The sequence below is a fragment of the Herbaspirillum sp. GW103 genome, from assembly GCF_000261365.1.
GTDB lineage: Bacteria > Pseudomonadota > Gammaproteobacteria > Burkholderiales > Burkholderiaceae_D > Herbaspirillum.
The window spans coordinates 78267-104486 of the sequence record NZ_AJVC01000006.1 but is presented as its reverse complement, the minus strand read 5'-3'; the positions used below and the strand labels follow the sequence as shown (position 1 = coordinate 104486).

The following is a 26220-nucleotide window of genomic DNA, read 5'->3' as shown; positions in this document are numbered from 1 at the left end:
TAAGAGGTTGCAGGCGAGGGCGTTGAGATGGCGGGCCGCGCGCATCAGGCGCGCTTGCCCGACAGGCTCACGGGGCCCAGCGGATATTTCACGTTGTGCTGGTCCACCCATTCGGTATAGGCCGCACGCGCGCCGGGGAAGCCGATGGCGACCCAGGCTTTCATGTCCTTGTTGCCGCCATACATGGGATCGGCCAGATAGCCGTTCTTGGTATCGCCCAGCAACTGACCAAAGAATTGCGATGGCTTCATCGCCTTTTCGCCCAGCGCGCCAAAATCGACAGCGTTCTTTTGCAGTGCCGTCAGCAGGGCATCCTTGTCCCTGGCGTCCAGCTGCTCGAAGCGCTTGCCGTGCTGCTGCTGGCTGAGTTGCTGGGTCAGGTCGATGCCGATGCGATAGACCTGCTGCGGTGTGTAGGGAATCTGGAAACCCAGCGTTGCAGGCGCGTCCGTCTGATGCGGACCTTGCTGGTAGATGTCGTTGCCCAGGCCGGCGTGCAGTTGCTGGTCGATGAAGACCGGCACATTGGTTTCCAGCGCGCCCGGTCCACGCCCTTCGGCGGGGATCAGGCGGTCGCAGGCGGCCAGGATGAAGAGCCATTGCGCGGCATTGAAGAACACCGGCTGGTAGTGCTGCAGCTCGATGCCTTCCAGGCCATCGGCCCGGGCCTGCTTGAGTATTGGCAGCGAGACTAGCGGCACTGCCGCTGCGGTGGCCGCAAGGACGGCACGCCGCGAGGGACTGAACTTGGTGGTCATGATGGGAGCAAAGTGGAGTGGGTGGAAAACAGGCTGCACAAGGCGCCGGAGTCTGCGCGCACCGTGCAGGACCGCGCCCGCCGCCACCGATGCCGCCCCCGCGCGCAGGCACCGGCAGCGCCGGAAGCGGCTTGCGCAAGGTGGGATGTCGGGGCAATGGAATCGGTCATGGGTCGCAATCTCAGAGTGGGTCAACTCGTCTCCGATCTTGCGTCCAGCCTGCGGGGCTGGCATTTCTTGTCATTCCCGGTCCTGGCCATCATCAATCAGGCAAGGCGGGCGCTCTATGGATGAGCGCACGCATTCTAACACTTCTAGTTGTCAGATGTCTTAAGACGCTGCCGCAGGGCAAGATCATCCCGTCGCCGTCTTCGGCTACACTGCTCACCCTGATCGTTGTTGCCGTTGAACTTCATAACCGAGACCTGAGACCCGAGACACCATGCAGATTCGCGACGCCACTCCCGCCGACATCCCCGCCATCACCCTGATCTTCAACGACGCCGTGGTCAACACCACCGCCATCTGGAGCGACACGCTGGTGGACGACAAGAACCGCCAGGACTGGCTCGCTGCGCGGCGCCAGCTGGGCTATCCGGTACTGGTGGCCGTGGAGGATGACAAAGTGCTGGGTTATGCCAGCTTCGGTGACTGGCGGCCCTTCGATGGCTTCCGTCATTCGGTGGAGCATTCGGTCTATGTCCACAAGGATCATCGTGGCGCCGGACTGGGCATCGCCTTGATGGAGGCCCTGATCCCGCGTGCCCGCGCTGTCGGCAAGCACGTCATGGTGGCCGCCATCGATGCCAGCAATGTCGGCTCCATCGCCTTGCACAAGAAGCTGGGTTTCGAGCAGGTCGGCCACATGCCGCAGGTCGGTACCAAGTTCGGCAAGTGGCTGGATCTGGTCTTCCTGCAGCTGACGCTGGACCAGCGTACCGATCCGGACCGCATCGGTCGCTGATGGCCGTGGCGTCAAACACCAAGGGCCGCATTGCAGCGGCCCTTGGTGTTGGTGCTCAGCGATGACAGGGGGAGGGGCGACTTCAGCCGTTGTGCTTTTCTCGCTCTTGCTTCTCGCCTTCGTGTTTCTCGTTGGAATGCTTGTCCTGTTCGTGCCTGGCGGGCTCGTGCCTGGGTTCGGCGTGGGCTTGCTGTGCATGCGCCGCCGCTTTTTGCTCGTGCTGCTGCTGTTGCGCGCGGTCTTCATGCCGCGCTGTTGCAGGGGAATGCGCCGGCAGCAGAGGATGCGCATTTTCGTGCTTCATCGCCTCTGCCTTTCTTTCTTCGGCCTGCTCACGTTCATGCGCGGCCAGCTGTTCCTTCTGCACGTGCTGCTCCTGCTGTTGCTGCTGTTCGCGCCGGGCCTGCTGCGCCGCTTCCTGATGCTGGCGGGCGGCCTGGTCCTGCACGGCTTGCTGGTGCGCAGCGGCCCGGTTGGTCAACTCCATTTTTTGCTGCGCGGGCTGCGCATGCGGTGAGGGCATCGCACCGGGGCGGGCGTCGCTGGTCGTGAAGTGCGGCATGCTCATGGCAGCGGGGGCTATCGCTTCGCGGTGATTGTCGATGCGGGTCTGGTTGTTGACATTGTGTTCGTCGACATTGCGCACGTTATTGACGTTACTGACGTTGTTCACATTGTTGTTCACCACCCGCGTATTGTTGACCGTCACATTGTTGTTGGTCACGCGATTGATCACCGTCGTCGAGCGGGAGACATAGGTGGTGTTCTTGTACACCACGGCTGGCCGCTGCCAGTTGCCCGAGGAGCCGCCGTCACCACCGGAACCGCCCCAGTGCATGCCCCAGTCATGCCAGCCCCAGCCGGCATGGTGGCTGACGGCTTCACCCACGAACACGCCCACACCGAAGGACAGGGCACCGACCACGACTTCATTGGCCACCGGGCTGGGTGGACGGTACGCATAGCCCGGATAGACCGGCACCGGCGGACCATAGACCACCGCCGGATTGTAGGCCGGCACATAGACCGTATCGGGCTGGCTGGATTCGATCACGATGGTCTGCGGCGGCGGCGGAATCACCGGAGCGCCGGCATAGACAGTGCGTGGCGCGGGCGCATTCTCCACGCGGACCGTCTCGCTGCTGCGTGCGGTACTCACCACCTTCAGCTGCGAGGACGTCTTGAGATTGCCGGCCTGCTGCGCGCGCAGACGCAGGGCCTGGATGGCATTGAACACATCGTTCGGGTCATTGACGAAGGCCTCGCCCAGCGAGCGGGTCCAGTCCACATTGGTGGCCATCTGCGAGAGCACCGCCGGGAACAGGGTGAGCGATTTCACGCTGACATCCCAGGGCTGCTTGTCCTCGGCCGCCTCCAGGATGTCGCCCTTGAGCGCGCCATTCTGACCCAGCCACTGGTTGGCCGCGACGATCTGGTCAGGGTAGGTGGCCCCGGCCAGCACCTGCGCCACCAGCTTGTCCGGGAAGAGAGCGATGGGCGCCACCATCTGCGAGAGTTGTTGGGCCGTGGGCGGCGTATAGGGTGGGGTGGCCGGCGCCGCCGGCGCGGCCGCTGCCGTGGACGGAGCGGCATCCTGCTTCTGGCAGGCGGAGAGGGCCAGCACTGCACCCAGCAGCGAGGCGGAGAGGATGATGGCGGAAGATCTGTTTCTTGTTGTCATGATGTAAGTCCTCGATGCGTAGCGCAGCAGGGAAACGACGTGGCGATAGTCTGGCTAACGGCACATCACGCTGCCCAGTTGACGTCGGAATTGTGATGGGATGTAACTGCGCGATGACTGGCTAGACGTCGTACAGTATTAGGATTCGAGCATGGGCCTGTTGAAAGGTTCGAAACGGATGATCCGGCAGTGCGCACATCGCGGCATGCGGGAAGCTGACAAAGTACTGACCGGAAGTCCGCACCACAAAAGCCCATGCGGGCGATAGCCCTTGTCAGCAATTTGCAAGAAAGCGGTGCGCCGTCCGGAAAATGAGCGCAGAGATTGATCGTCATGAAAAGAAAAAAACTTAGTTTTTCATGCGATGGAGAATGGCCTGACGATCATCCGAATCGATTTGCCAAGGCAAGATGTCGTCCAGATGCACACATGACATAAAATGATGGAATCACCACAAACCATGAGTTTGATTCAACATCATGCTGGACCGCATCCATCTCTCCATCGTGCAGGAAGTCGAGCGTCAGGGCTCGCTCACGGCTGCGGCCGGCGTACTGCATGTCACTCAATCTGCCCTGAGCCATAGCATGAAGAAGCTGGAGCAGCAGCTGGGCACCGACATCTGGCTGCGCGAAGGGCGCCACCTGCGTCTCACGCAGGCGGGCCAATACCTGCTGGCCGTGGCCAACCGCGTGCTGCCGCAACTGAGCCTGGCCGAGGAACGCCTGCGCCAGTTCGCCCAGGGCGAGCGCGGCGCGCTGCGCATCGGCATGGAATGTCACCCCTGTTACCAATGGCTGCTCAAGGTGGTGTCGCCCTATCTGGCTGCGTGGCCGGACGTGGATGTGGACGTGAAGCAGAAATTCCAGTTCGGTGGCATTGGCGCGTTGTTCGGTTACGAGATCGACCTGCTGGTCACGCCCGATCCGCTGGACAAGCCGGGCCTGGTCTTCGAGCCGGTGTTCGATTATGAACAGGTGCTGGTGGTGGCTGCCGATCATCCGCTGGCGCAGGCCGATTACGTCAAGCCCAGGCAGTTGAACAACGAAGTGCTGGTGACCTATCCGGTGTCGGTGGACCGACTGGACATCTATACCCAGTTCCTGGCGCCGGCAGGCGTCGTCCCCCGTCGTCACAAGACCATCGAGACGACCGACATCATGTTGCAGATGGTGGCCAGCGGACGCGGCGTGGCAGCGTTGCCGCGCTGGCTGGTACTGGAATACGCCGAGCAGATGGCGATCGTGCCGGTACGGCTGGGCAAGCACGGCATCGCCAAGCACATCTATCTGGGCGCGCGAGAAAGCGACGTGGAAACTGATTACCTGCGGGCTTTCATCGAAGAGGCGCGCCGGGCGCAGGCATGAGAGCTGCTCGGGCCGCACCGGCGTCAGGATGCCCGTTGCGTCACCACGCCTGTGGACAAGACAGGCCGGCCCAGGCGCAGTCCAGTCGCAAATTGCACAATGGCAGTCACCCGGCTATAGTCTGTTCCGGTTTGGAGACAGCATCCCCCATGATAAAAACGAAACGGTCCGCGAATGCACGCGTCGGTCCGGCCCGCTGCGGGCTGGCCGTGCTGTGCCTGCTCGCGCTGACGCTGTGGCTGGGATTGCTGCCGGCCCGCGCGCAGTCGCAGTCGTCGTCGCCGGTGCCGCCCGCCGGTGGCGGCGGGTCGCTGCAGGTGCTGCACTGGTGGACCTCGGCCAGCGAACGCGAGGCCATCAACGTGGTGGTCAATCAGCTGGCCAAACAGGATATCCAGTGGCGCGACGTGGCCATTCCGGGCGGTGCCGGCATGGGGGCGGCCAAGGTCTTGAAGAGCATGGTGCTGGCCAATCGTGCACCCGAAGTGACGCAGTTGAATGGCGTGGTCTTCGGTGAATGGGCCGATCTCGGTCTGTTGCTGGCGCTGGACAATGTGGCCGCGCAGGGCAACTGGGAAAAGCTGATGTTCCCTACGGTCTGGTCGCTGCTCAACAATCACGGTCACGTGGTCGCCGCGCCTCTGGGTATCCACCGCATCAACTCGCTGTTCTACAACACGGCCATCTTCAAGCGCTACAAGCTCACACCGCCCAAGACCTGGGATGATTTCGACCAGATCGTCAAGAAGCTCCAGGGCACCGGCATCGTCCCGCTGGCACAGAGCGCCGAAGCCTGGCAACTGGCGTCCCTGTTCGAGAACCTGACGCTGGCCGAGAGCGGCCCCGCCTATTACCGCCGCCTGTTCGTGGACATGAACCCGGACGCCTATCTCGATGCGCGCATGCTGCACATCCTCAAGCGCCTGCGCAGCCTGGCCGCAGCCATGCCGCAACCCCTGCGCGAGCGACCCTGGACCGAAATGGCGCGCAGCATGGTCAGCGGCGAGGCGGCCATGCTCATCATGGGGGACTGGGCCAAGGGCGAGCTCAATGCCTGGGGCATGGAGGTGGACCAGCAGTTCGGCTGTGCGCCGGCACCGGGCACGGGCGAGTTCCACCTCTACAGTACCGATACCCTGGCCATGTTCGCCGGCAACCATGCGCACCAGTCGATGCAGGAAACGCTGGCGCGGCTGACCATGTCGCCGGCGGTGCAGTCCGAATACAATAGAATCAAGGGCTCGATTTCCGTGTTGCGCGCAGCCGATCCGCACATGGACCGCTGCGCACGCGATTCCTGGCGCACCTTCAGCAAGGGCCCGGCCTGGCAGGCCCCCAGCCTGGTGCATCGCATGGCCACCGACGATACGACCAAGGACGCCATCGTGGCCGAGGTGCAGCGCTTCTTCCTCGACCGCAACATCAGCGAAGAACAGACCCAGAAACGACTTGCGGCGATTGCGCGTACACTCGCCCGCAATCGTAACGATTAAGAATTTCGGAGATGGAGCAGCAACATGACGCGCAAGATATTGATCGTCGACGATGACCTGAAGACCCGTACCCTCTTGAAAGCCTATCTGGAGAAGAACCAGTACGAAGTCCGCCTGGCCGAGGATGGCGCGGCCTTCCTGAGCGAATTCCAGCGCTTTGCCGATGAGCTCTCGCTGGTCATCCTCGACGTGATGCTGCCCGACACCGACGGCTTCGCTCTGTGCAAGGCGGTGCGGCGCAAATCCAACGTCCCCGTCATCATGCTCACGGCCAGTTCGGACGAGACCGACCGGGTGGTGGGGCTGGAGCTGGGCGCGGACGACTACATCGCCAAGCCCTACAGCCCGCGCGAACTGCTGGCGCGGATCAAGGCCATCCATCGCCGCACCGGCATCGACAACAGCGCTGCACCGCGCTACTACCGCTTCGCCGGGTTCGCGCTCGATACGGTCGAACGCACCCTGACCGACAGCGCCGGCCAGATCGTGCCCCTGACCGGCATGGACTATCAGTTGCTGAAGTATTTCGTCGAACATCCCGGCGACGTGCTCGATCGCAACGTGCTCTGTGAAGAAACCCGCGGCCGCGATGCCGGTCCGCTGGACCGCTCGCTGGATGTGCAGATCAGCAAGCTGCGCCTGCGCCTCAATGACGGCGGTCGCCAGCCGCACCTGATCAAGACCGTGCGCGGTGCCGGTTACGTCTTCTCGGCCGACGTCAGTGCCGCAGCCGCCTGATACCGCGGCGCCGCCGCCGACCCAGGCGCAGGCCAGCCGTCCACCCGGCCTGCGCCATCGCCTGGCGGCCCTGCTGGACTGGATGTTGCCGGATTCCCTGCTGGGTCGCCTGTCGGTGGTGATGATCTTCGGCGTACTGGTCACGCAGGTGGCCGGTGGCCTGATCTGGTCCGTGCAGCTGCGCATCAAGTCCGAGGCCGAGACCCGCGTGGCCGCGCAGCATCTGGCCCATAGCGCCGCCTCGGCAATCCGCTACTTCATGACCCTGCCGCCCAACTATCGTCCGCTGATGATCCAGCAGCTGCGCGAGATGGGCGGGACGCGCTTCTTCATCAACGCCAACAGCAGCGCCGTGCCGGTCCGCTCCATCGGCGCCAGTCACCTGGCTGACCTGGCCATCGACGTGACCGCCCAGACCCTGCGCGAAGACCTGCCCTTCCTGCCGCAAGCGCGGCTCGCCTTCGCCTGGCCGGATGGCCTGCCGGTGGCCAGCGACGGTCTCACCGTCAACGACCTGCCCGACAACTGGGTGCAGCACATCCTGCTGACCAAGCCCAACTCGGCCCCGGTCCTGGTGATTCAGATGCCGGTCGAAAGCGGCCGCTGGATTTACCTGGCCGCGCTCATGCCCAACCCGTATTTCCTCGACAGTGACAATCCGTTGTGGCTGGACCGCCTGGTGCTGCAGGGCATGTCGCTGGCTGCCATTCTCTTGCTGACCATCCTCGTGGTGCGCTGGACCACCCGTCCCCTGGCCGCCCTGGCCGATGCCGCCGAAGCCTTCGGCAAGGGCGAGACCGTGCCCAGCCTGCCCGAGACCGGCAGCCGCGAATACGTCAAGACCGCGCGCGCCTTCTCCGGCATGCGCGAGCGCATCAAACGTTATCTGGAAGATCGCGAGCGCCTCTTCGTCTCCATCTCGCATGACCTGCGCACGCCCATCACGCGCCTGAAATTGCGCACCGAGCTCATGGATGACGATGCCATGCGCACCGATTTCCATGACGATCTCGATGAGCTCGACATGATGGTCAAGGGCGCCCTGCAATCGGTGAAGGACAGCGACATCCACGAGAACCGTACCGAAGTGCGGCTCGATGCGCTGGTGCTGCGCATGATCCGCGATGCCCGCCTGGCCGGCCACGAGATCGCCTTCACGCCCTGCGGCATCAACGTCATGGCCAAGCCGCTGGCCTTGAAGCGCGCCATCGGCAACCTCTTCGACAACGCCCTCCATTACGGGCAGAAGGTCGAGATCAGTATCCGTCCCTCGGCCGGCGCCGGCGGCGACCTGGTGGAAATCGAGATCCGCGACCACGGCCCCGGTGTGCCCGAAGACGCCATGCGTACGCTGTTCCAGCCCTACGTGCGACTGGAACATGGTCGTGCCAGCAATAGCGGTGGCATGGGCCTGGGGCTGGGCATCTCGCGCAACATCGTGCAGGCCCACGGCGGCGAGCTGCTGTTGCGCAACCATCCGGAAGGCGGCCTGATCGCCACCGTCATCCTGCCGGCACGATAAGCCATCACCGGGAACGGGCCTGACGATTCATCTGTCAGACAGATCAATCGCATCAAAATTTTGCATTTAATGAATCAATGAGAGAAGCGTAGACTTCAGCACACCACCCAGGAAGTGGCTGTTCCAGCAGTTTCCCCTCGATTCTTCCCGCAGAACACTTCTCCAAGGAGACCCATGAGCTATATCGCCGAACCCTCCCGCTACGATGGCCGCATGCCGTATCGCCGCACCGGTCGCAGCGGCCTCTTGCTGCCCGCCGTCTCGCTGGGACTGTGGCAGAACTTCGGTGGCGTCGACAACTTCGAGACCGGCCGCGCCGTCCTGCGCCGCGCCTTCGACCGTGGCGTCACCCACTTTGACCTGGCCAACAACTACGGCCCGCCGGCCGGCTCGGCCGAGGAAAACTTCGGCCGCTGGATGGCCAAGGATTTCCTGCCTTACCGTGACGAGCTGGTCATCTCCAGCAAGGCCGGCTGGCAGATGTGGCCCGGTCCCTATGGCGGCCCCAGCGGCGCGCGCAAGCATCTCATCGCCAGCTGCGAGCAAAGCTTGAAGCGCATGGGCCTGGACTATGTGGATATCTTCTACTCGCACCGCGTCGATGCCGATACCCCGCTGGAAGAAACCATGGGCGCGCTGGCCCACCTGCATCGCCAGGGCAAGGCGCTGTACGTGGGGATCTCTTCCTACTCGCCCGAACTGACGCGCAAGGCGGCGGCCATCCTCAAGAGCGAGGGTGTGCCGCTGCTGATTCACCAGCCCAACTATTCCATGCTCAACCGTGCCATCGAAGGCGGCCTGCTGCCCGCGCTGGAAGAACTCGGTGTGGGCTGCATCGGCTTCTCGCCGCTGGCGCAGGGCCTCTTGACCAGCAAGTACCTGGGCGGCGTACCGGAAGGTGCGCGCGTGACACGGGCGCCGTCGCTGCCGCAGCGCATGCTGTCGGACGACAATCTGGCACGCATCCGTGCATTGAACGAGATTGCCACCCGGCGTGGCCAGACGCTGGCACAGATGGCCATCGCCTGGGTACTGCGCGATGCCCGCGTGACGTCGGCGCTGATCGGTGCGCGCACCGTCGAGCAACTCGATGATTCGCTGGATGCGGTCAGGAAGCTGGACTTCACGCAGGAGGAACTGGCCAGCATCGACAAGTACGCCACCGATGGTGATGTCGATCTGTGGAAGGTGTCATCCTCGATCACCTGAGCTCGCATGGAGGAGAAAGAGCCTGTACCGTGGTCGCCGGTACAGGCTTTTTTCATGAGCGCTCGCCCGGCTCGGCGTCTTCCACCCGTTCCGGGCGCGACCACATCCAGGCCGCACCGGCGGCCATGCCCAGCGTTGCCAACACGATCACCCAGTGGCGCTTGACGGTAAAGAGCATGATGACCAGGCACAGGCTCATCATGAGGGAGGCACTGATCTTGGCGCGTCGTGCCACCACCCTGCCATGGCGCCAGTTGTGGATCATGGGGCCGAACAGGCGGTGCTGTTCCAGCCAGCGCTGCAGGCGCGGCGATCCCTTGCCGGCGGCCCAGGCGGAGAGCAGCACGAATTCGGTCGTGGGCAGGCCGGGAATGAAGATTGCCAGGATGCCGATGCCCAGGCTCGCATAGGCCAGCAGCAGCCACAGCCAGCGCGTGCGGCGCGGCGCCAGGCGGCTGGCTGGCACGTCATTGCACGGGCTCGCCAGGGGCGGCTTGCGTGGACCGTCCGTCATGGTTTCAGTCCAGAGCGAAGTGCCGTTTCAACAGCACCCCGAAGCGATGGAAGGCCGCGCTCGCACCGGCCACTACGGCATCCTGTTCCTGTGTCGACAGGCCGGGAGCGTCGAGGAAGCTGACGAAGCGGCGCCAGACCAGCGCGCGTCCTTCCGGATAGGCCGCCAGGTTGCGCGCACCGAAGGTTTCGGTCAGCCCCAGCTTCTCCTTGACCTCCTTGAGCAGGAAGGCCGCGCCCAGCGTCGAGCCTTCCGACACGTAGAGCCAGCCCAGCGCCGCAGGCATGACGACGTCATGGGTCGCGATGGCGATGTCGCCCGGCACCGCATCAAGGTCGGCGAAATCAGCGAGATCAGCGAGATCAGCCAGGGCAGCGGCTTCGCGGCCGCGCACCTGCAGATCGGGCACGGCGGCCTGGATGGCCGGATCGTCGAAGAGATGTTCGACATCGCGCTGGAAGTGATACTGGGCCGTCACGAAGCGCAGGTATTGTGCGCGGCTGGCAAAGGGTTGCGCCTGTTCCATCAGGGCGTGCATCTGCTCGTGCAGGGGCGCCGTCTCATTCTTGAGGCGGGTCGAGAGCAGGGCGGGGGGATGGGGCAGAGGATTCATCATGGTCGGGACGGGTCATCGGGTTGCCACCCTGGAGATCCGGTGGACGCATCATGCAGATGGTCCGGGGGCGGCGCGGCTGGCAGACCCGTCCTGCGGGAGGACGGAAGAGGCTGACTGCGTCGGCCATTTTAACGCAAACGGCCCGGCCCGCATGCGTGCGGCCGGGCCGTGAAGGTGCGGGGGAGGCCGACTACATCTTGAAGCCGCCGACCAGCACCGACAGGCGGTGTGCCTCGTCCTGCAAGGACTTGGCGGCGGCCGCCGCCTGTTCGACCAGCGCTGCATTCTGTTGCGTACCTTCGTCGATATGCGTGATGGCCAGGTTCACTTCCTGGATGCCGCCATTCTGTTCGCCACTGGCGTGGGCGATCTCGCTGACGATGACGCTCACGTCACGGATGCTGGAGACGATCTGTTCCATGGTCTGCCCGGCCTTGGCCACCAGCACGCCGCCATCGGCCACCTTGGTGACCGAGTTGTCGATGAGCTGCTTGATTTCCTTGGCGGCCTGGGCGCTGCGCTGGGCCAGCGAACGCACTTCGGAGGCCACCACCGCGAAGCCGCGTCCCTGTTCGCCCGCGCGCGCCGCTTCCACGGCCGCGTTCAGGGCCAGAATGTTGGTCTGGAAGGCGATGCCGTCGATGACCGTGATGATGTCGGCGATCTGGCGCGACGAGGCATTGATGGCTTCCATGGTCGAGACCACGTTGCCCACCACTTCACCGCCCTGGGCCGCGATCCTGGAGGCGTTGCCGGCCAGTTCGTTGGCACGGCGCGCATTTTCCGAGTTCTGCTGCACGGTCGAGGTCAGCTGTTCCATGGCCGAGGCAGTCTCTTCCAGTGCACCGGCCTGCTGCTCGGTACGGGCCGAGAGGTCCTGGTTGCCGGTGGCGATCTCGGTGGACGAGATCTTGACGGTATCGCTGCTGCGGCGCACGTCCTGCAGGATGCCGGTGATCTGGTTGACGAACTGGTTGAAGGAGCGCGAGATCTGGGTCACTTCGTCGTGACCGTCCTCGGCCAGGCGCAGGGTCAGGTCGCCATTGCCGGAGGACAGGCTGTCCATGGCCCGACGCACCCGCGAGAGGCGCTGGAACACGGCCGTGGTGATCACGCTCATGATGCCTGCGGCCACCAGTGCCACCAGCACCAGGGCGATGAGCGCCGAGCGGGTGGCATTGCGCATGCCGGCGGTGACGTCGGCCTTGTCCATGGCCAGCATCAGGGTCCACTCGGTACCCTTGATGGGGATGCCCTTGATGAGCTTGGCTGCACCATCGAGTTCCAGTGCGCTGACCTTGTCATCGGCGCCCAGCGCTTGCAGGCGTTCCGGGGTCAGCTCGGCATTCCACTCACGGGCCGGCTTGTTGACCCACTTGCCGTCGGGGTGGGCCAGCATCAGGCCGTCACGGTCCACCAGGAAGGCGTAGCTGGCCGGGGTCGGGTGAATGGCACGCACCACGTCGGAGACGCCGTCCAGAAACATGGCCGCCGCCACCACGCCCGCGCGCTGGCCGTTTTGCATCACCGGAGCGGTAAAGGACACCATCGGCTTCTTGGTGGCCACATCGGTATAGGGCTTGGTCAGCACCGGCTTGCCGGCCGCCACCGCCTGCTTGTACCAGGGCCGTGCGGTCGGGTCATAACCGGCCGGCAGACCCTTGGGGTCGGAGGTGAAGGCGGTCTTGTCTTCGCGCCCCAGGGTGGTGACGTAGAAGCCGCCACTCTGTTGCAGCATCTTGATGACGAATACCGGATCGGCACCCTGCACGCCTTCAGCGGCAGCAACCGTCATCGCCGTGCGGGTCGCCACCCATTCATCGATGGTGGAGCCGAAACCGCTTGCCACCGCCTGGGCGTTGCGCTCGATGGTGCTGTCGTTGTCGGTCTTGATGATGAAGAAGGAGACCGTCCCGACCACCGCCAGGCTGGCGACGAGCAGGAGGATCGTATAGAACAGGATGCGGGCCTTGATGGAGTTGAGCATGTGGAATCCCTGAAATCATTCTTGTTGGTGTTCTGTTCCAGCCCTGTTGACCCTGTGTGGACGGCATCCGGACCGGTGCATGAGTGTGGACCGCGCGGGCGTGCGGGAAACCGTCGAATACAGCGGGATTTCACCGTCTGATGCGGGCTTGGCCGATACCTGGGCGGTGGCGGGCCGACATGAAGAAAACTTAGTCCATGTCCGATCAGACCGCCCGCTATCCCTTGCAGACAGCAGCTTGATGTGAATGAAAATGAATTTTTACTAAGTTTTTCAAGATCCGGTCAGCGCTTCCTGACGAATTCATGACAGCAGTTCGCGCAGCAGATCCTTGCGCGGGCCGGCCTTGGGTTCGAAGGCCAGCGCCTGTTCCACATGCAGCAGGTGGTGCTCCATCAGTTCCACCGCCCGTTCGACATCACCGGCCCGGGCGGCGGCGATGAAGGCGCCGTGTTCCTCGCTGGAGCAGGCGGCGTCCCGGGTGGACTGGTAGAGCATGGTGATGAGGGCGCTGCGGCCGGCCAGCTTTTCCAGGATGTCGGTGAGCACGTCGTTGCCCACGATGCGCGCCAGCAGGATGTGGAAGTCGCTCAGCAGCGAAGAGCGCATCTGCATGTTGTCGTCCTTGACGGCCTGGCGTTCCTGTTCCAGATGCGCTTCCAGGCGGGCATAGTCCTCTTCGGTGGCACAGGCCACGAACTGGCGGACCATGGCCGCTTCCAGCGCGCGGCGCACGAAGAACAGGTTGCGCGTTTCTTCCACCGTGGGTTTGCTGACGAAGGCGCCCTTGTCGGGGACCAGGTCCACCAGCTTGTCCTTGGCCAGCATCACCAGCGCTGCGCGGATCTTGGTGCGGCTGACCTGGTAGACCCGCGCCAGCGCTTCCTCGGGCAGCTTGGCGCCGGGCGGCAGGCGCTGCGCGGCGATATTGGCCGCGATATCGCTGGCGATGGCGTCGGAACTGTCGGGGGCGGGCGCGGAATCGGTCATGGTGTTGGGGGACGAGTGGCCAGGAAGCCGCCATGCGGCGGCGCCCTATTGTAACCAGTAGCCAGCTCAGCCATCGCCGTTTCCCGCGCGCCAGTCCTGCCGGTCAGGCCCGACCCGGCTTGCCGGGCACGCCCAGCAGGTCCAGCGTGGGCAATTCCTCCACCAGCGGTGCCACGTGTTCACCATTGAGCACGGCGCGGGCACGTTGCTTGTCGATATCCTTTTCCCAACTGGCGATGACCACCGTGGCCACGCAATTGCCCAGCAGATTGCCCAGCGCGCGGGCGATGCCGATGAACCAGTCGATGGACAGCACCAGTACCAGCCCCACGACCGGAATGGCGGGAATGGTGGTCAGCGTGGCCGCCAGGATCACGATGGCCGACCCCGGCACCCCGTGCGCACCCTTGGAGGTGACCAGGGCGATGGCCAGGATCGCCGCCAGGTCGCCCCAGGACAGATGGGTATTGGTGGCCTGGGCGATGAACAGCGCCGCCATGGTCAGGTAGATCGAGAAGGCATCCAGGTTGAAGGAATAGCCGGTCGGGATCACCAGGCCGACCGTGGATTTCTTGATGCCCATGTGCTCGAGCTTGCGCATGATCTGCGGCAGCACGCTGTCCGAGGAAGTCGTGGCCAGCACCACCACCAGCTCTTCACGCAGGTAGCGGATCAGCTTGAAGATGGACAAGCCGCTGGCGCGCAGGATGCTGCCCAGCACGACCAGTACGAAGAACACCACCGCACCGTAGAACAGCAGTACCAGCAGGGCCAGTTGCTTCAAGGAGCCGATGCCGTACTTGCCGACCGTGAAGGCGATGGCGCCCAGCACGCCCAGCGGCGCCAGGCGGATGAAGAAGGACATGCACTTGAAGAAGGCATCCGACAGCGACGACACCAGCGCCACGACCGGCGCGCCTTTCTCGCCGATGAGCAACAGGGCGCAGCCGAAGGTCACCGAGATCAGCAGTACCTGCAGCACATCCCCGGAGGTAAAGGCGCTCACGGCGGTGGCCGGGATCAGCTTCATGATGAATTCGGCAAAGCCGGCTTCCCTGACCTTGCCGGCATTGGCCATGTAGCCCGACAGACTGCTGGCGTCCAGATTGCTGGGGTCGATGTTCATGCCCGCGCCGGGATGCACCACGATGGCCAGCACCAGGCCCAGCAGCAGGGCGATGGTGGTCACCACCTCGAAATAGATGATCGCCTTCACCCCCACGCTGCCGACCTTCTTGAGGTCGCTGGCCCCGCAGATGCCCTGCACCACCACGCAAAAGACGATGACCGGAATGATCATCTTGATCAGCTTGATGAAACCGTCGCCCAAGGGCTTCAAGCTCTGGCCGAAGTCGGGCCACAGCAGGCCGATGACGATGCCGGCCACCAGCGCCAGTACCACCTGCCCGAACAGGGATTTGAATAGTTTGCTCACCGTTGTCTCCTTGACTTGTCTTATTGAAATGTTGCCAACGCTGGTGATCTTTTTTGTCGCGGTGGCGCCAGATCACTATATTGCATACAATTTTTGAATACAATAAAAAAGACGAAATTTTTCGAGTCCTGCTCCATCCCGGAGCCGGTCGAGCAGAGGAGACGCGATGAAAGCCATGGACCCGTCCAGCCAGCAGGCCGGCCAGCAAGCGATGCAGTGGGCCGAGCTGCTGGCGCAGCACAGCGAGGCGCCCGGCATGCTGACCCGGACCTATCTCACGCCCACGCACCAGGCCGCCGCCGCCGAGCTGATGCGCTGGATGGAGCAATCCGGTCTGCGCGTGCGGCGTGACAACGCCGGCAACGTGATCGGGCGTTACGAGGCCGCGCCCGGCCATGAGCACCGACCGGCCCTGGTGACCGGTTCGCACTTCGATACCGTGCGCAATGCCGGCAAGTACGACGGCAACCTGGGCATCGTGCTGCCGCTGGCCTGCATTGCCCAATGGCATCGTGCGGGGCGGCGCTTTGCGTTTCCCATCGAGGTGATCGGTTTTGCCGAGGAGGAAGGTGTGCGCTTCAAGGCCACCCTGCTGGGCAGCCGCACCGTGGCCGGCACCTTTGACCAGGCCGTGCTGGAGAACCTTGATGCCGGGGGCATCAGCATGCGCCAGGCGATTGCGGCCGCCGGGCTGGACCCGGCGCGCATTGCCGGGGATGCGTGGTCGCCCGCCTCGGTGGCGGCCTTCGTCGAGCTCCATATCGAACAGGGGCCGCTATTGCTCAATGAGGGCTTGCCCGTGGGCGTGGTCACGGCAATTTCGGGTGCCAGTCGCTTCATGGCCGAGGTGCGCGGCCTGGCCGGACATGCCGGGACAGTGCCCATGCACCTGCGGCGTGACGCCGCCATGGCGGCCGCCGAGGTTGGCTTGTACATCGAGCGTCGCTGCGGCATCAAGCCGGGGCTGGTCGGCACCATGGGCATGCTGGAAGTGAACCAGGGCGCAGCCAACGTGGTGCCGGGGCTGGCGACCTTCTCCATCGACATCCGCGCCGAGGAAGATGCAGACCGCCTGGCCGCCGTGGCCGACGTGCGCGCCGAGATCGCGCGCATTGCCGCGCGACGTCAGGTGGAGATCGACCTGCGCCAGACCCACGAGGCCGCCAGCGTCCCCTGTGCCCCGCGTCTGCAGGCGGCGCTGGCCAAGGCCATCGAGACGGCCGGTTTGCCGGTACGCCACCTGCCTTCCGGAGCCGGTCACGACGCCATGGCCATGGCGCCGCTGGGCGAAGTGGCGATGCTCTTCGTCCGTTGCGGCAACGGCGGCATCAGCCATCACCCCGACGAAACGATGACCGTCGAAGACGCCTGCATCGCCGCCCGGGTCTTCGGCCATCTGGTCGAACAATTCCAGCCCTGAGTCCGCGCTCAGGCTTCTCACTGAAGGCTCATTGAAGGATTACGGAGTTTCCATGTCACTCATCACCATCGACGGCTTCAACCTCACCGCCGCGCAAGTCCTCAGCGTGGCCCGCGCCCCGCACCTGAAGGTTGCACTGGCCGATTCCTCGCGCAGCGCGCTCAAGCAAAGCCGCGACTACATCGAATCCACCTGGATGCACGATGAAGCCCCCATGATGTACAGCTTCAACACCGGTGTGGGCTTGCTCAAGGACACGCGCATCAAGGTCGAGCACATCGAGCTGTTCCAGACGCAACTGATCCGCGCGCACAGCGCAGGCATCGGCGAGCCGTTTTCTGAAGAAGTCAGTCGCGCCACCATGCTGCTGCGGGCCAATGCCTTCGCATCGAATTATTCCGCGCCGCGCGTGGAAGTGGTGGATCGCCTGCTGGCCTTCCTCAATGCCGGTATTCATCCGATCATGCCGCAGAAGGGTTCAGTCGGTGCCTCAGGAGATCTGGCGCCGCTGGCTTATCTGGCGGCGGCCATTGCCGGATTCGATGAGGCCGAAGTGATGTATCGCGGCCAACGCATGCGGGCCACGCAAGCGATTGAGCAGGCCGGTATCGCTCCGGTGAAATTCGACCTCAAGGCCAAGGATGCTTCGGCCCTCATCAATGGTTGCACCGCTTCGCTGGCCGTGGCCATCCTGGCGGCCCACGATGCACGCCACCTGCTCACCGACGCCTGCCTGTCGCTGGGGCTGACGCTGGAAGCGATGCGGGCCGAGATGTCGGCCTTCGATCCGCGCATTCAGATGGCGCGTCCGCATGCGGGGCAGATCAAGACGGCCGAAGTCATCCGCACTCTGCTCAACGGCTCCACCCGTACCACGCATGAAGCACGTGCGGTGCAATTGCCCGATGAACTGCGTCGCACCGATATCCCTTATACCGCGCGCATCCAGGACGTCTATTCGCTGCGCTGCGCACCGCAAGTGTATGGGCCGGTCTTCGATGCACTGGACTACATCGATACCATCATCGGGAAGGAGATCAACTCTGCCACCGACAATCCGCTGATCTTCAACAAGGAAGAGGGCGAAGGTTTCGAAATCATTTCCGGTGGCAACTTCCACGGCCAGTATCTGGCGCAGGCCATGGACTTGCTGGCCATGGCCATCACGGACCTGGGCAGCATCTGCGAGCGCCGTATCGCGCGGCTGATCGATCCCACGCTGTCGTGGGGTTTGCCCCGCAACCTGATGAGCGGCGTGCGTGGTGTCAACACCGGTTATCCGGTGGTGCAATGTTCGATGAGTTCGCTGGTGATGGAAAATCGTACCCTCTGCATGCCGGGCAGCGTCGACAGCATCCCCTCCAAGGGCAATAGCGAAGATCATATTTCCAATTCGACCTGGTGCGCGCGCAAGGCCATGACGGTGGTGCAGAACACGCAATACATCGTCGGCGTGGAAATGCTGTTGGCCGCGCAGGCGCTGACCATGACCGAAGAACTGCTCAAGGACTTCACGCTGGGGCAGGGCACGCAGGCGGCGTATGAGGAGATCCGTCGGCAGATTCCGGCCTGCCTGGAGGGCGATCGCTGGTTCCATGATGACGTGCAGGCGGCGCATGACTTCGTGGTCAGCGGATCGGTGCGGCAGGCGGTCATTGCAGCCATCGGCACATTCGTGTGACGGACATGCCGACCACGTGCGCAAAATCCAGTTTCGAGGTTCAGGCCCGCATTTCCACGACACCCGCAAACGCGATGCGCACCAGCAGCCCGCTGCCTCGCGGCGGGGCTTCCAGCGTCACGGTAGCGCGGTGCAGGGCGGCGATCTCGCGTACGATTGCCAGCCCCAGTCCGGTTCCGCCCGGATTGACGTGCTGGGTGGCACCGGCGCGGTAGAAGGGTTCGAATACTTTTTCGCGTTCGGCCTCGGCAATGCCGGGGCCGTTGTCTTCCACCTCCAGCAGCGCGCTGGTCGGCTGGCCCGGCTGACTCAGGGCCCGTACGCGCAAGGTGATCTGGCCGCCGCGTGGCGTATAGCGGATCGCATTGTCCAGCAGGTTCACCATCAGTTCATGCAGCAGCAGTGCATTGCCCTCGATGGCAAGATCGCCTTCATCCTCGAACGCCAGCCCGATGTCGCGGGCCACGGCTTGCTGTGACAGTTCCAGCGCCACCTGGCGCGCCGCATCGGTGAGCCGCACGCGCATGGTGCCGCCTTCGGCCGCCCCATGTTCGGCCCGTGCCAGCGTGAGCAGGCGATTGGCCAGGTGCACCGCCGAATCGGTAGTGCGCGCCATGCCTTCCACCAGCTCACGCAGCTCGGCGGGATCGAGCCGCGTGCGGCGCAGTTCGCGCAGGGTCAGTTCGGATTGCGTCTTCAATACCGTCAGGGGGGTACGCAACTGGTGCGAGGCATCGGCGATGAAGCGCCGCTGGGCGCTGATCAGGGCCTGCAGCCGACCCATGTAGCCATTCATGGCCTGCACCAGCGGGCGCATTTCCTTGTGCACCAGCGCCGGATCGAAACCGGAGAGATCGGTGGGCGCGCGCGACTCCACCTCGCCCTTCAACTGCATCACCGGACGCAGCACGAAGCGCACCGCAAACCATACCAGCAGCGCCGCCACCGTCACCAGCGTGCCCTGGCGCCAAAGTGTATCGAAGAGGATCTTGCGCGTCATGCCATTGCGTGCCTCCATGGTCTCGCCGACCTGGATCAGGGCGATGCCGCGCATGCTGTCGTCATACACCGGCTGCAGCAACGCGGCGATGCGGATGGGCTGGTTGTGATAATCGGCCTGGTAGAAACGCACCAGCGCCGGATAGGCTTCCGAGCGTTTGACGTTGGCCGGCACCGGCGGCAGGTCGTCGTAGCCTGAGACCAGCTCGCCCTTGAGTCCGGTGACCTTGTAGTAGATGCGACCCAGGGTATCGGTCTCGAAGCTGTCCAATGCCACGTAGGGCACATCGGCCGTGACATGCCCGTCGACGATGGAGACCCGTTCGGCCAGTGCGCGGGTGGACGCCAGCAGCGAGCGGTCGTAGGCGAGGTCGGCCACCTCCAGTGCATTGGTGTAGACCGAGACCGCATCCAGAGCCACCAGCAGCGTCAGCGGAATGATCAGCCACCGCACCAGCTGGCTGCGCAGGTTGCCCAGTCGCCGCGGGGCTTGCGTCATCACGCCGCCTGCAGCAGATAGCCCAGGCCGCGCAGGGTGGTGATGCCGACCCGGCCCGCCGCCTCGTGTTCCAGTTTCTTGCGCAGACGGTGGATGTAGATTTCGATGGCGTCCACGCTGGCGTTGTCATCCAGCGAAAACACCTGCTGGAACAATTTGTCCTTGGGTACGGTGTGGCCCTGGCGCATGATCAGCACTTCCAGCACCGCATGTTCGCGCGGGGTCAGCGCCAGCAGTTCGCCGTGATAGGTGAAGGTGCGCGAGACGGTATCGAAGCACAGCGCACCGCAGGCCACGGTGACCGCTTCCTGGCTCTGCGAACGGCGCAGCAGGGCCTTCACGCGCGCTTCCAGTTCTTCCAGCTCGAAGGGTTTGGCGAGGTAGTCATCGGCACCCATGTTCAGGCCGCTGACACGATCGGCCAGACCGCCGCGCGCGGTCAGGATCAGGACCGGTGTGCGGCTGCCGCGCGCGCGCATGCGCTTCAAGACTTCCAGCCCATCCATGCGCGGCAGGGTCAGGTCCAGGATCACCAGAGCATAGTCTTGCGTGAGCAGCAGGCTGTCGGCATCGGCACCGTTGTGCGCACACTCCACCGTGAGGTGGGCGTCGCGCAGGGCCTTGGCCAGCCAGCGGGAAAGTTCGATATGGTCTTCGACCAGCAGGATGCGCATGATGCTGCCTTTATATTTTTTACAGTGCGGTACGGCTTGTCTCCAGCGCGGATGCTAACAGATGGCCCGCCGCCTTTGAAACGTCCGGCGCGGCCATTGTGGAAACTGCGTAGCTTCGATCCCACACTGACAGCCTGGCTGAAAGCCGGCTGAAAGCCTTTTCTTGTACGATGCGCCCATATCAAGAATTCCAAGCTGGAGACACCACATGACTGCCCCCGGGTCCGGCCGTGCCGGTACCGTTGTTCCCATATTGTTGTTGCGCTGCTGCTCTCGGCCATGAAGGCCGGATGCCTGCATCGCTGGTATCACCGTCTGGCCGCATGCCTGCTGGCGTGTGCGCTGCCGTGCGCCTGGGCCACCGAGTGCATCGTCCCGGCCAAGCCGGGCGGCGGCATGGATGCCTCGTGCAAGCTGTTGCGCCGGGTGATGCAGTCCGAAGCGGGCCAGCAGGACTTCAAGGTGGCCTACCTGCCCGGTGGTATCGGTGCGGTGGCCTGGAGTTCGGTGGTCTCGCAGCGGCGCGGCGGGCCGGAAACCCTGGTGGCCTTTTCGGGTGGCTCGCTGCTGAGTCTGGCGCAAGGCAAGTATGGTCGCGCTGACGTGGGCGACGTGCGCTGGGTGGCTGGCATCGGCATCGATCACGGCATGATTGCGGTGCGCGGCGATGCACCCTGGCACAACCTGAAGCAGTTGCTCGAAGCGATCCGCAAGAATCCGTCGGCGGTTACCGTGGGCTTGTCCGGGACCGTGGGCAGCCAGGACTGGCTGAAGATGGCGCTGCTGGCGCAACACGCCGGCTTCACGCCGAGGCAGTTCCGTTTCGTTGCGCTGGAAGGCGGCGGTGATTCCTTTGCCGCATTGCAGGCCGGACATGTGCAGGTGATCTCGGGCGATACCTCGGAGGCCGCCTACTTCATGGCCGATGGCAAGGTGCGGATCCTGGCGGTGCTGTCCGAGCAACGCCTGCCGGGTCCGCTGCATTCGGTGCCGACTGCGCGTGAACAGGGCTATGACGTGGTCTGGCCCATCATTCGCGGCTTCTACATGAGTGCGCATGCGTCGCAGGAGGATTACCGGCGCTGGGTACAGTATTTTGACCGTGCACTGGCCGATCCCGCCTTCGATCGCCAGCGCAGCATGGGTGGCTTGCAACCCTTTGCCATGACCGGCAAGCCGCTCTCGGATTACATCGCGCAGACCGTTGCGCGCTATCGCAGGCAGTCCCAGGAGTTGGGCCTGGTGCGCTGACAAGCCCGGTTGCACACGCCGTCAGGCGTGCTCTGCAACCGGGCCGGCGCAAGGTCCGTTTCATCATCAAGGAGAACCCATGTTGCACAAACGTCGCCTGAGCATTGCGCTCGGCCTGGCCCTCGCTTTGCCCGTCACTTTCAGCAGTGTGGCCCATGCCGACACTCCCGCCGGCTATCCGGCCGATTACGCCAAGGTCATTGAAGGCGCCGGCAAGGAAGGCAAGGTCGTGATCTACAGCACCACCGATTCCAAGGCGGCCGAAGCGCTGATCAAGGATTTCGGCGCGCTCTATCCGGGCGTCAAGGTCGAGTACAACGACATGAATTCCACCGAAGCCTACAACCGCTTCATCTCCGAAGCCGCCGCCGGCGGCGCCACCGCCGACGTGATGTGGTCCTCGTCGATGGACTTGCAGGTCAAGCTGGCCTCCGAAGGCTATGCGGTCGCCTACAAGTCGCCCGAAGCCGCTGCCCTGCCGGCCTGGGCCAACTGGAAGGACACCGCCTACGGCACCACCTTCGAGCCGGCCGCCATCGTCTACAACAAGCGCCTGGTGAGCGAGGCCGAGGTGCCGAGCTCCCACGACGAGTTCACCAGGCTCCTGGTCAGCAAGCAGGACAAGTTCAAGAACAAGGTCACCACCTACGACATCGAGAAGTCCGGCGTGGGCTTCAGCCTGATGACCTATGACCTGAAGCACAATCCGCATTTCTGGGACTTCGCCAAAGCCATGGGCGGCGTGGCCGCACGCGTGCAGTCCTCCACCGGCACCATGCTCGAACGCATCTCCTCGGGTGAAAACCTGATCGGCTACAACATCCTCGGCCCCTATGCCCTGGTGCGCGCCAAGAAGGATCCGTCCATCGGCGTGGCCTTCACCAAGGATTACAACCTGGTGCTCTCGCGCGTGATCTTCATCAACAAGGCCGGCAAGAACCTCAATGCCGCCAAGCTGTGGGTGGACTACATCCTCTCCAAGCGCGGCCAGACCATCATCGCCAACGATGCGCAGCTCTTTGCCATTCGCGGCGATGTCACCGGGACCACCACCTCGGCGGAACTGACCAGGCAACTGGGCGCGTCCTTGAAGCCCATGCCGGTCTCCACCGAACTGCTGGACTATCTGGACCAGAAGAAGCGCCTGGACTTCCTGAAGCAGTGGAAGGAAGCCACCAAGAAGTAAATCATTTCCGTCCCGGGCCGGGTAGCGCGCAGGTCAGAGGCCGTCACGCCTTCGATACGACCCTGCTGGTCTACTCAGTCCGAACGGGAGTGTTCGTTCATTACATCGTGTCATCGCTTTGCGGAGTGCGGCTCTGGCCGTCTCCGTGGGCGGCGCATTGCCGTCGCCCGGCCTGTTCTGTTCCATCTGCCCACTCATGAGGCGCACCATGCAAACCACCACAACGCTGCCGCGCAGCGAGCAAGCCCTGCCGGCCCGCCGTTTCCGGCTGAACTGGCCGCGCGGCCTGGTCGTGCTGCTGGCAGCCCTGGCCATCTTCGTGCCGCTGCTGCTGATCTTCTATCAAAGCTTTCTGTCGGCACCCTTCTTCGCGCCGGTCAAGACGCTGACCCTGGATTCCTATCGTTTCATCTTCGACGATCCCGACTTCCGCCAGGCCTTCATCAACGGCCTGACCCTGGCCACCGGCCTGGCCCTGATCGCCGTCCCGCTGGGGGGCATGCTGGCCTTCCTGATGGTGCGCACCGACCTGCCGGGCCGCAGCTTCATCGCGCCGGCCCTGATGGTGCCGATCTTCGTCTCGCCCATGGTGATCGGTTTCGGCTATGTGGTCTCGATGGGCCCGGTGGGCTTCTACACGGTATGGGTCAAGAACCTGCTGTCGGTGGTCGGCTTCGAGGGCGATCCGTGGAATATCTATTCCTTTACGAGCATCGTCATCATCGCCGGCCTGACCCACGTGCCGCACGTCTATCTGTATGCCTCGGCGGCCCTGCGCAGTCTCGGCTCGGACGTGGAAGAAGCGGCCCGCGTGGCCGGGGCGTCGCCGCTGCAGGTGGCGCTGAACGTGTCGCTGCCGATGATCACGCCCGCACTGGCTTACTCGGGCGTGCTGGTGTTCTTCCTCGGCTTTGAAGTGTTCGGTCTGGTGCTGGTGCTGGGCGATCCGGAAGGCCACCTGGTCCTGCCGACCTATCTCTACAAGCTCACCAACAAGCTGGGTACGCCTTCGTATCACCTGATGGCGGCAGTGGCCGTGTGCCTGGTGGCGGTGACCATGCCGCTGGTGATGCTGCAACGCTGGCTGCTGCGCTCGGCCAACAAGTTTGTCGCCATCAAGGGCAAGGGTGCGCGCCAGAAGGCGCTGCCGCTGGGCAAGTGGCGCTGGGTGGCCTTCGCCCTGATTGCCGGCTGGCTGCTCTTTACCGTCATCATTCCGCTCTCGGGTATCGGCCTGCGCACCTTCGTCTCGCACTGGGGGGATGGCGTCAATCTGCTGGACGTGCTGACTTTCGAGAACCTGTTGAACGTCTGGGACCAGCCCTCGCTGGTGCGCGGCATCATCAATACGGTCTTGATCGGCGTCATCGGCGGCGCCCTGGCGGTGGCCTGCTATACCGCCATCGCCCTGGCCATGCACCGCAAGCAGGATGGCGTGACGCGCTTTCTCGACTACAGCGTGCTGGTGCCGCGTGCGGTGCCGGGCCTGCTGGCCGGCCTGTCCTTCCTGTGGGTGTTCCTGTTTGTGCCCTCGCTGCTGGATTCGGCCTTGAAGGGCATCGACAACCCCGTCGCCCTGTGGCTGGTGGATAGCTTCATCCCCGCCCTGCGCGCCCTGCGCTCGACCATCTTCTCGGTCTGGCTGGCCTACTCGGTGGTGTGGATGGCTTACGGTCTGCGCCTGATCAATACCGCCCTGCTGCAGGTCGGCCCGGAGCTGGAAGAGGCAGCCCGCGCCGTCGGTGCCTCGCGCTCCCGCGTCACCCGCGACGTCACCCTCCCGCTGGTGCGCTATGGCCTGGTGGGGGCCTGGCTGATGGTGTTCCTGATCTTCGAGCGCGAGTACTCCACCGGCGTCTATCTGCTCTCGCCCGGTACCGAGGTGATCGGTTCGATGATCGTCTCCATGTGGGCCGCCGGCGCCGTGGAACTGGTAGCGGCGCTGTCCTTCATCAATATCACGCTGGTGGCCGTGGGCCTGGGCATTGCGCTGCGCTTCGGCGTCAAGCTGCACGACTGAGCGGCACCAGCCTCCCTAAAGAGCATCCTGAGGAATCATCATGACCGAACTTTCCGTCAACGACCTGCACCTGGACTATGGTAGCGGCGCCTCCGCCAATCCCATCCTGAAGGGTGTTTCCATGCAGTTGCAACGCGGTGAAGTGGTGGCCCTGCTGGGCCCCTCCGGCAGCGGCAAGACCACGCTGCTGCGCGCCGTGGCCGGGCTGGAATCGCCCAAGGCCGGCACCATCGACATCGGCACCCGCCGCGTTTTCGAGGGCGCGCGCAACTTCGAGATGCCCGCCGAAGAACGCAACCTGGGCCTGGTGTTCCAGTCCTATGCGCTGTGGCCGCACAAGACCGTGGCTGACAACGTCGCCTATGGCCTCAAGCTGCGCAAGACGCCCTCGGCCGAGATCGCTACCCGCGTCAAGGAAGTGCTGTCGCAGCTGGGCCTGGGCCACCTGGGCGAGCGTTATCCGCACCAGCTGTCCGGCGGCCAGCAACAGCGCGTGGCCATCGCCCGGGCGCTGGTCTACAACCCGCAGGTGATCCTGCTGGACGAACCGCTCTCCAACCTCGACGCCAAGCTGCGCGAGGAAGCCCGCGCCTTCCTGCGCGAACTGATCGTGCGCCTGGGCCTGTCGGCGCTCATGGTGACTCACGACCAGGGCGAGGCCATGGCCATCTCGGATCGCATCCTGCTGCTCAACAATGGCCGCATCGAACAGCAGGGCACGCCGCAGAGCATGTATCAGACCCCCGATACCCTGTTCACCGCCGAGTTCATGGGCAGCAACAACAAGCTGGCCGCCGAGGTGGTCAGCCGCGAGGGTGAGCGCGTGACCGTGAAGCTCGATGGCGGCACCGCCGTGGCCACCCTGCGCGGACGCGACGACGCCCGTCCCGGCGAGCAGCTCACCGGCATCATTCGCGTGGAGCAGGTGCGCATCTCGGGCGAGCAGACCGGCAATGCGATCCGCCTGCCGCTGTCGACCTGCATGTACCTGGGCGACCGCTGGGAGTGCCTGTTCAAGGTCGAGGGCGGCCCGGCCGGTTCGGTCGGCCTGCGTGCCTACGCGCCGCAGCGCCTGGAGCAGGGCGAATACTGGCTGTCGCTGCCGGAACAGGCCCTGTGGGCATTCTGAAAAACTAAGTTGGCCGTTCCGGACGACTAAGTTTTCCGGACGGCGACACTTAGTTTTTTGACGATTCATCTCATCGATGAAAACCAG

Annotated in this window: 21 protein-coding genes; 12 read left to right on the top strand and 9 right to left on the bottom strand. The window is 64.1% G+C overall.

Annotation, left to right across the window (positions count from 1 at the left end; translation table 11 throughout):
- Positions 1–44: 44 nt before the first annotated feature.
- Complete coding sequence (locus GWL_RS19010) at positions 45–758, bottom strand: gluconate 2-dehydrogenase subunit 3 family protein (protein WP_008333343.1); 714 nt, start codon at positions 756–758, stop codon at positions 45–47.
- A gap of 442 nt (positions 759–1200) precedes the next feature.
- Here GWL_RS19010 and GWL_RS19005 point away from each other — a divergent pair, with 442 nt between their 5' ends.
- Entirely contained in the window at positions 1201–1722 is a 522-nt protein-coding gene (locus GWL_RS19005) for a GNAT family N-acetyltransferase (RefSeq protein ID WP_008333341.1), read from the top strand.
- An 82-nt stretch (positions 1723–1804) separates the two neighbouring features.
- Here GWL_RS19005 and GWL_RS19000 read toward each other — a convergent pair whose 3' ends face one another.
- Positions 1805–3403: a DUF3300 domain-containing protein gene (locus tag GWL_RS19000; RefSeq protein WP_008333340.1), complete on the bottom strand. Its 1599-nt coding sequence runs from the start codon at positions 3401–3403 to the stop codon at positions 1805–1807.
- A gap of 479 nt (positions 3404–3882) precedes the next feature.
- On the opposite strand from GWL_RS19000, the gene GWL_RS18995 reads away from it, so the two are divergent.
- The 5 genes from GWL_RS18995 (at position 3883) to mgrA (ending at position 9732) form a co-directional block, all read left to right on the top strand.
- Complete coding sequence (locus tag GWL_RS18995) at positions 3883–4770, top strand: LysR family transcriptional regulator (RefSeq protein WP_008333338.1); 888 nt, start codon at positions 3883–3885, stop codon at positions 4768–4770.
- Positions 4771–4919: 149 nt separating this feature from the next.
- Entirely contained in the window at positions 4920–6263 is a 1344-nt protein-coding gene (locus GWL_RS18990; protein WP_008333336.1) for an ABC transporter substrate-binding protein, read from the top strand.
- Positions 6264–6287: 24 nt separating this feature from the next.
- Positions 6288–7001 carry a response regulator gene (locus GWL_RS18985; protein ID WP_008333332.1) on the top strand — a complete coding sequence of 238 codons (714 nt, stop codon included), beginning with the start codon at positions 6288–6290 and terminating at the stop codon, positions 6999–7001.
- On the top strand, positions 6985–8523 hold the full coding sequence (locus GWL_RS18980) for an ATP-binding protein (RefSeq protein WP_008333330.1): 1539 nt from the start codon (positions 6985–6987) through the stop codon (positions 8521–8523). The genes GWL_RS18985 and GWL_RS18980 overlap by 17 nt, the downstream gene beginning before the upstream one ends.
- A gap of 174 nt (positions 8524–8697) precedes the next feature.
- A complete protein-coding gene (mgrA, locus tag GWL_RS18975; protein WP_008333329.1) occupies positions 8698–9732 on the top strand; it encodes an L-glyceraldehyde 3-phosphate reductase in 1035 nt (344 codons plus the stop codon).
- 52 nt (positions 9733–9784) lie between these two features.
- Here mgrA and GWL_RS18970 read toward each other — a convergent pair whose 3' ends face one another.
- The 5 genes from GWL_RS18970 to GWL_RS18950 all read right to left on the bottom strand — a co-directional run bounded on the left by GWL_RS18970 (position 9785) and on the right by GWL_RS18950 (position 15274).
- Positions 9785–10246, bottom strand: a complete 462-nt coding sequence (locus GWL_RS18970; protein WP_034351473.1) for a YbaN family protein — start codon at positions 10244–10246, stop codon at positions 9785–9787.
- Between the two features lie 4 nt (positions 10247–10250).
- Positions 10251–10862, bottom strand: coding sequence for a biliverdin-producing heme oxygenase (locus tag GWL_RS18965; protein ID WP_008333327.1), 612 nt, complete (start codon positions 10860–10862; stop codon positions 10251–10253).
- 190 nt (positions 10863–11052) lie between these two features.
- On the bottom strand, positions 11053–12849 hold the full coding sequence (locus GWL_RS18960) for a methyl-accepting chemotaxis protein (protein ID WP_008333321.1): 1797 nt from the start codon (positions 12847–12849) through the stop codon (positions 11053–11055).
- Between the two features lie 303 nt (positions 12850–13152).
- The gene (locus tag GWL_RS18955; protein ID WP_008333317.1) at positions 13153–13839 is read right to left on the bottom strand and encodes a GntR family transcriptional regulator; all 687 of its coding nucleotides are present in this window, start codon (positions 13837–13839) and stop codon (positions 13153–13155) included.
- A 103-nt stretch (positions 13840–13942) separates the two neighbouring features.
- On the bottom strand, positions 13943–15274 hold the full coding sequence (locus tag GWL_RS18950; protein WP_008333315.1) for a C4-dicarboxylate transporter DctA: 1332 nt from the start codon (positions 15272–15274) through the stop codon (positions 13943–13945).
- Between the two features lie 166 nt (positions 15275–15440).
- Between GWL_RS18950 and GWL_RS18945 the strand changes: the two genes are divergently transcribed.
- Positions 15441–16694: an allantoate amidohydrolase gene (locus tag GWL_RS18945; RefSeq protein ID WP_008333314.1), complete on the top strand. Its 1254-nt coding sequence runs from the start codon at positions 15441–15443 to the stop codon at positions 16692–16694.
- Between the two features lie 52 nt (positions 16695–16746).
- On the top strand, positions 16747–18375 hold the full coding sequence (hutH, locus tag GWL_RS18940; protein WP_034351471.1) for a histidine ammonia-lyase: 1629 nt from the start codon (positions 16747–16749) through the stop codon (positions 18373–18375).
- A 40-nt stretch (positions 18376–18415) separates the two neighbouring features.
- On the opposite strand, the gene GWL_RS18935 is transcribed toward hutH, so the two are convergent.
- Together GWL_RS18935 and GWL_RS18930 are read right to left on the bottom strand one after the other, a co-directional pair.
- Positions 18416–19873 (bottom strand): sensor histidine kinase, encoded by a 1458-nt coding sequence (locus GWL_RS18935; protein ID WP_008333311.1) that lies wholly within the window; start codon positions 19871–19873, stop codon positions 18416–18418.
- Positions 19873–20547: a response regulator gene (locus tag GWL_RS18930; RefSeq protein ID WP_008333309.1), complete on the bottom strand. Its 675-nt coding sequence runs from the start codon at positions 20545–20547 to the stop codon at positions 19873–19875. Before GWL_RS18930 ends, GWL_RS18935 begins: the two co-directional genes overlap by 1 nt.
- 279 nt (positions 20548–20826) lie before the next feature.
- Here GWL_RS18930 and GWL_RS18925 point away from each other — a divergent pair, with 279 nt between their 5' ends.
- The 4 genes from GWL_RS18925 (at position 20827) to GWL_RS18910 (ending at position 26133) form a co-directional block, all read left to right on the top strand.
- On the top strand, positions 20827–21798 hold the full coding sequence (locus tag GWL_RS18925; RefSeq protein WP_008333306.1) for a tripartite tricarboxylate transporter substrate binding protein: 972 nt from the start codon (positions 20827–20829) through the stop codon (positions 21796–21798).
- Between the two features lie 79 nt (positions 21799–21877).
- Positions 21878–22984, top strand: coding sequence for an ABC transporter substrate-binding protein (locus GWL_RS18920; protein WP_008333305.1), 1107 nt, complete (start codon positions 21878–21880; stop codon positions 22982–22984).
- Positions 22985–23192: 208 nt separating this feature from the next.
- Positions 23193–25004: an iron ABC transporter permease gene (locus tag GWL_RS18915; RefSeq protein WP_008333299.1), complete on the top strand. Its 1812-nt coding sequence runs from the start codon at positions 23193–23195 to the stop codon at positions 25002–25004.
- 40 nt (positions 25005–25044) lie between these two features.
- Positions 25045–26133: an ABC transporter ATP-binding protein gene (locus tag GWL_RS18910; protein ID WP_008333297.1), complete on the top strand. Its 1089-nt coding sequence runs from the start codon at positions 25045–25047 to the stop codon at positions 26131–26133.
- The last annotated feature ends 87 nt before the right edge of the window (positions 26134–26220 follow it).

Excerpts from the sequence above, each read along its gene's own strand:
- GWL_RS19010 (WP_008333343.1), bottom strand. The coding sequence starts at position 758 with ATGACCACCAAGTTCAGTCCCTCGCGGCGTGCCGTCCTTGCGGCCACC.
- GWL_RS19005 (WP_008333341.1), top strand. The coding sequence starts at position 1,201 with ATGCAGATTCGCGACGCCACTCCCGCCGACATCCCCGCCATCACCCTG.
- GWL_RS19000 (WP_008333340.1), bottom strand. The coding sequence starts at position 3,403 with ATGACAACAAGAAACAGATCTTCCGCCATCATCCTCTCCGCCTCGCTG.
- GWL_RS18995 (WP_008333338.1), top strand. The coding sequence starts at position 3,883 with ATGCTGGACCGCATCCATCTCTCCATCGTGCAGGAAGTCGAGCGTCAG.
- GWL_RS18990 (WP_008333336.1), top strand. The coding sequence starts at position 4,920 with ATGATAAAAACGAAACGGTCCGCGAATGCACGCGTCGGTCCGGCCCGC.
- GWL_RS18985 (WP_008333332.1), top strand. The coding sequence starts at position 6,288 with ATGACGCGCAAGATATTGATCGTCGACGATGACCTGAAGACCCGTACC.
- mgrA (WP_008333329.1), top strand. The coding sequence starts at position 8,698 with ATGAGCTATATCGCCGAACCCTCCCGCTACGATGGCCGCATGCCGTAT.
- GWL_RS18970 (WP_034351473.1), bottom strand. The coding sequence starts at position 10,246 with ATGACGGACGGTCCACGCAAGCCGCCCCTGGCGAGCCCGTGCAATGAC.
- GWL_RS18965 (WP_008333327.1), bottom strand. The coding sequence starts at position 10,862 with ATGATGAATCCTCTGCCCCATCCCCCCGCCCTGCTCTCGACCCGCCTC.
- GWL_RS18960 (WP_008333321.1), bottom strand. The coding sequence starts at position 12,849 with ATGCTCAACTCCATCAAGGCCCGCATCCTGTTCTATACGATCCTCCTG.
- GWL_RS18955 (WP_008333317.1), bottom strand. The coding sequence starts at position 13,839 with ATGACCGATTCCGCGCCCGCCCCCGACAGTTCCGACGCCATCGCCAGC.
- GWL_RS18945 (WP_008333314.1), top strand. The coding sequence starts at position 15,441 with ATGAAAGCCATGGACCCGTCCAGCCAGCAGGCCGGCCAGCAAGCGATG.
- hutH (WP_034351471.1), top strand. The coding sequence starts at position 16,747 with ATGTCACTCATCACCATCGACGGCTTCAACCTCACCGCCGCGCAAGTC.
- GWL_RS18935 (WP_008333311.1), bottom strand. The coding sequence starts at position 19,873 with ATGACGCAAGCCCCGCGGCGACTGGGCAACCTGCGCAGCCAGCTGGTG.
- GWL_RS18930 (WP_008333309.1), bottom strand. The coding sequence starts at position 20,547 with ATGCGCATCCTGCTGGTCGAAGACCATATCGAACTTTCCCGCTGGCTG.
- GWL_RS18925 (WP_008333306.1), top strand. The coding sequence starts at position 20,827 with ATGAAGGCCGGATGCCTGCATCGCTGGTATCACCGTCTGGCCGCATGC.
- GWL_RS18920 (WP_008333305.1), top strand. The coding sequence starts at position 21,878 with ATGTTGCACAAACGTCGCCTGAGCATTGCGCTCGGCCTGGCCCTCGCT.
- GWL_RS18915 (WP_008333299.1), top strand. The coding sequence starts at position 23,193 with ATGCAAACCACCACAACGCTGCCGCGCAGCGAGCAAGCCCTGCCGGCC.
- GWL_RS18910 (WP_008333297.1), top strand. The coding sequence starts at position 25,045 with ATGACCGAACTTTCCGTCAACGACCTGCACCTGGACTATGGTAGCGGC.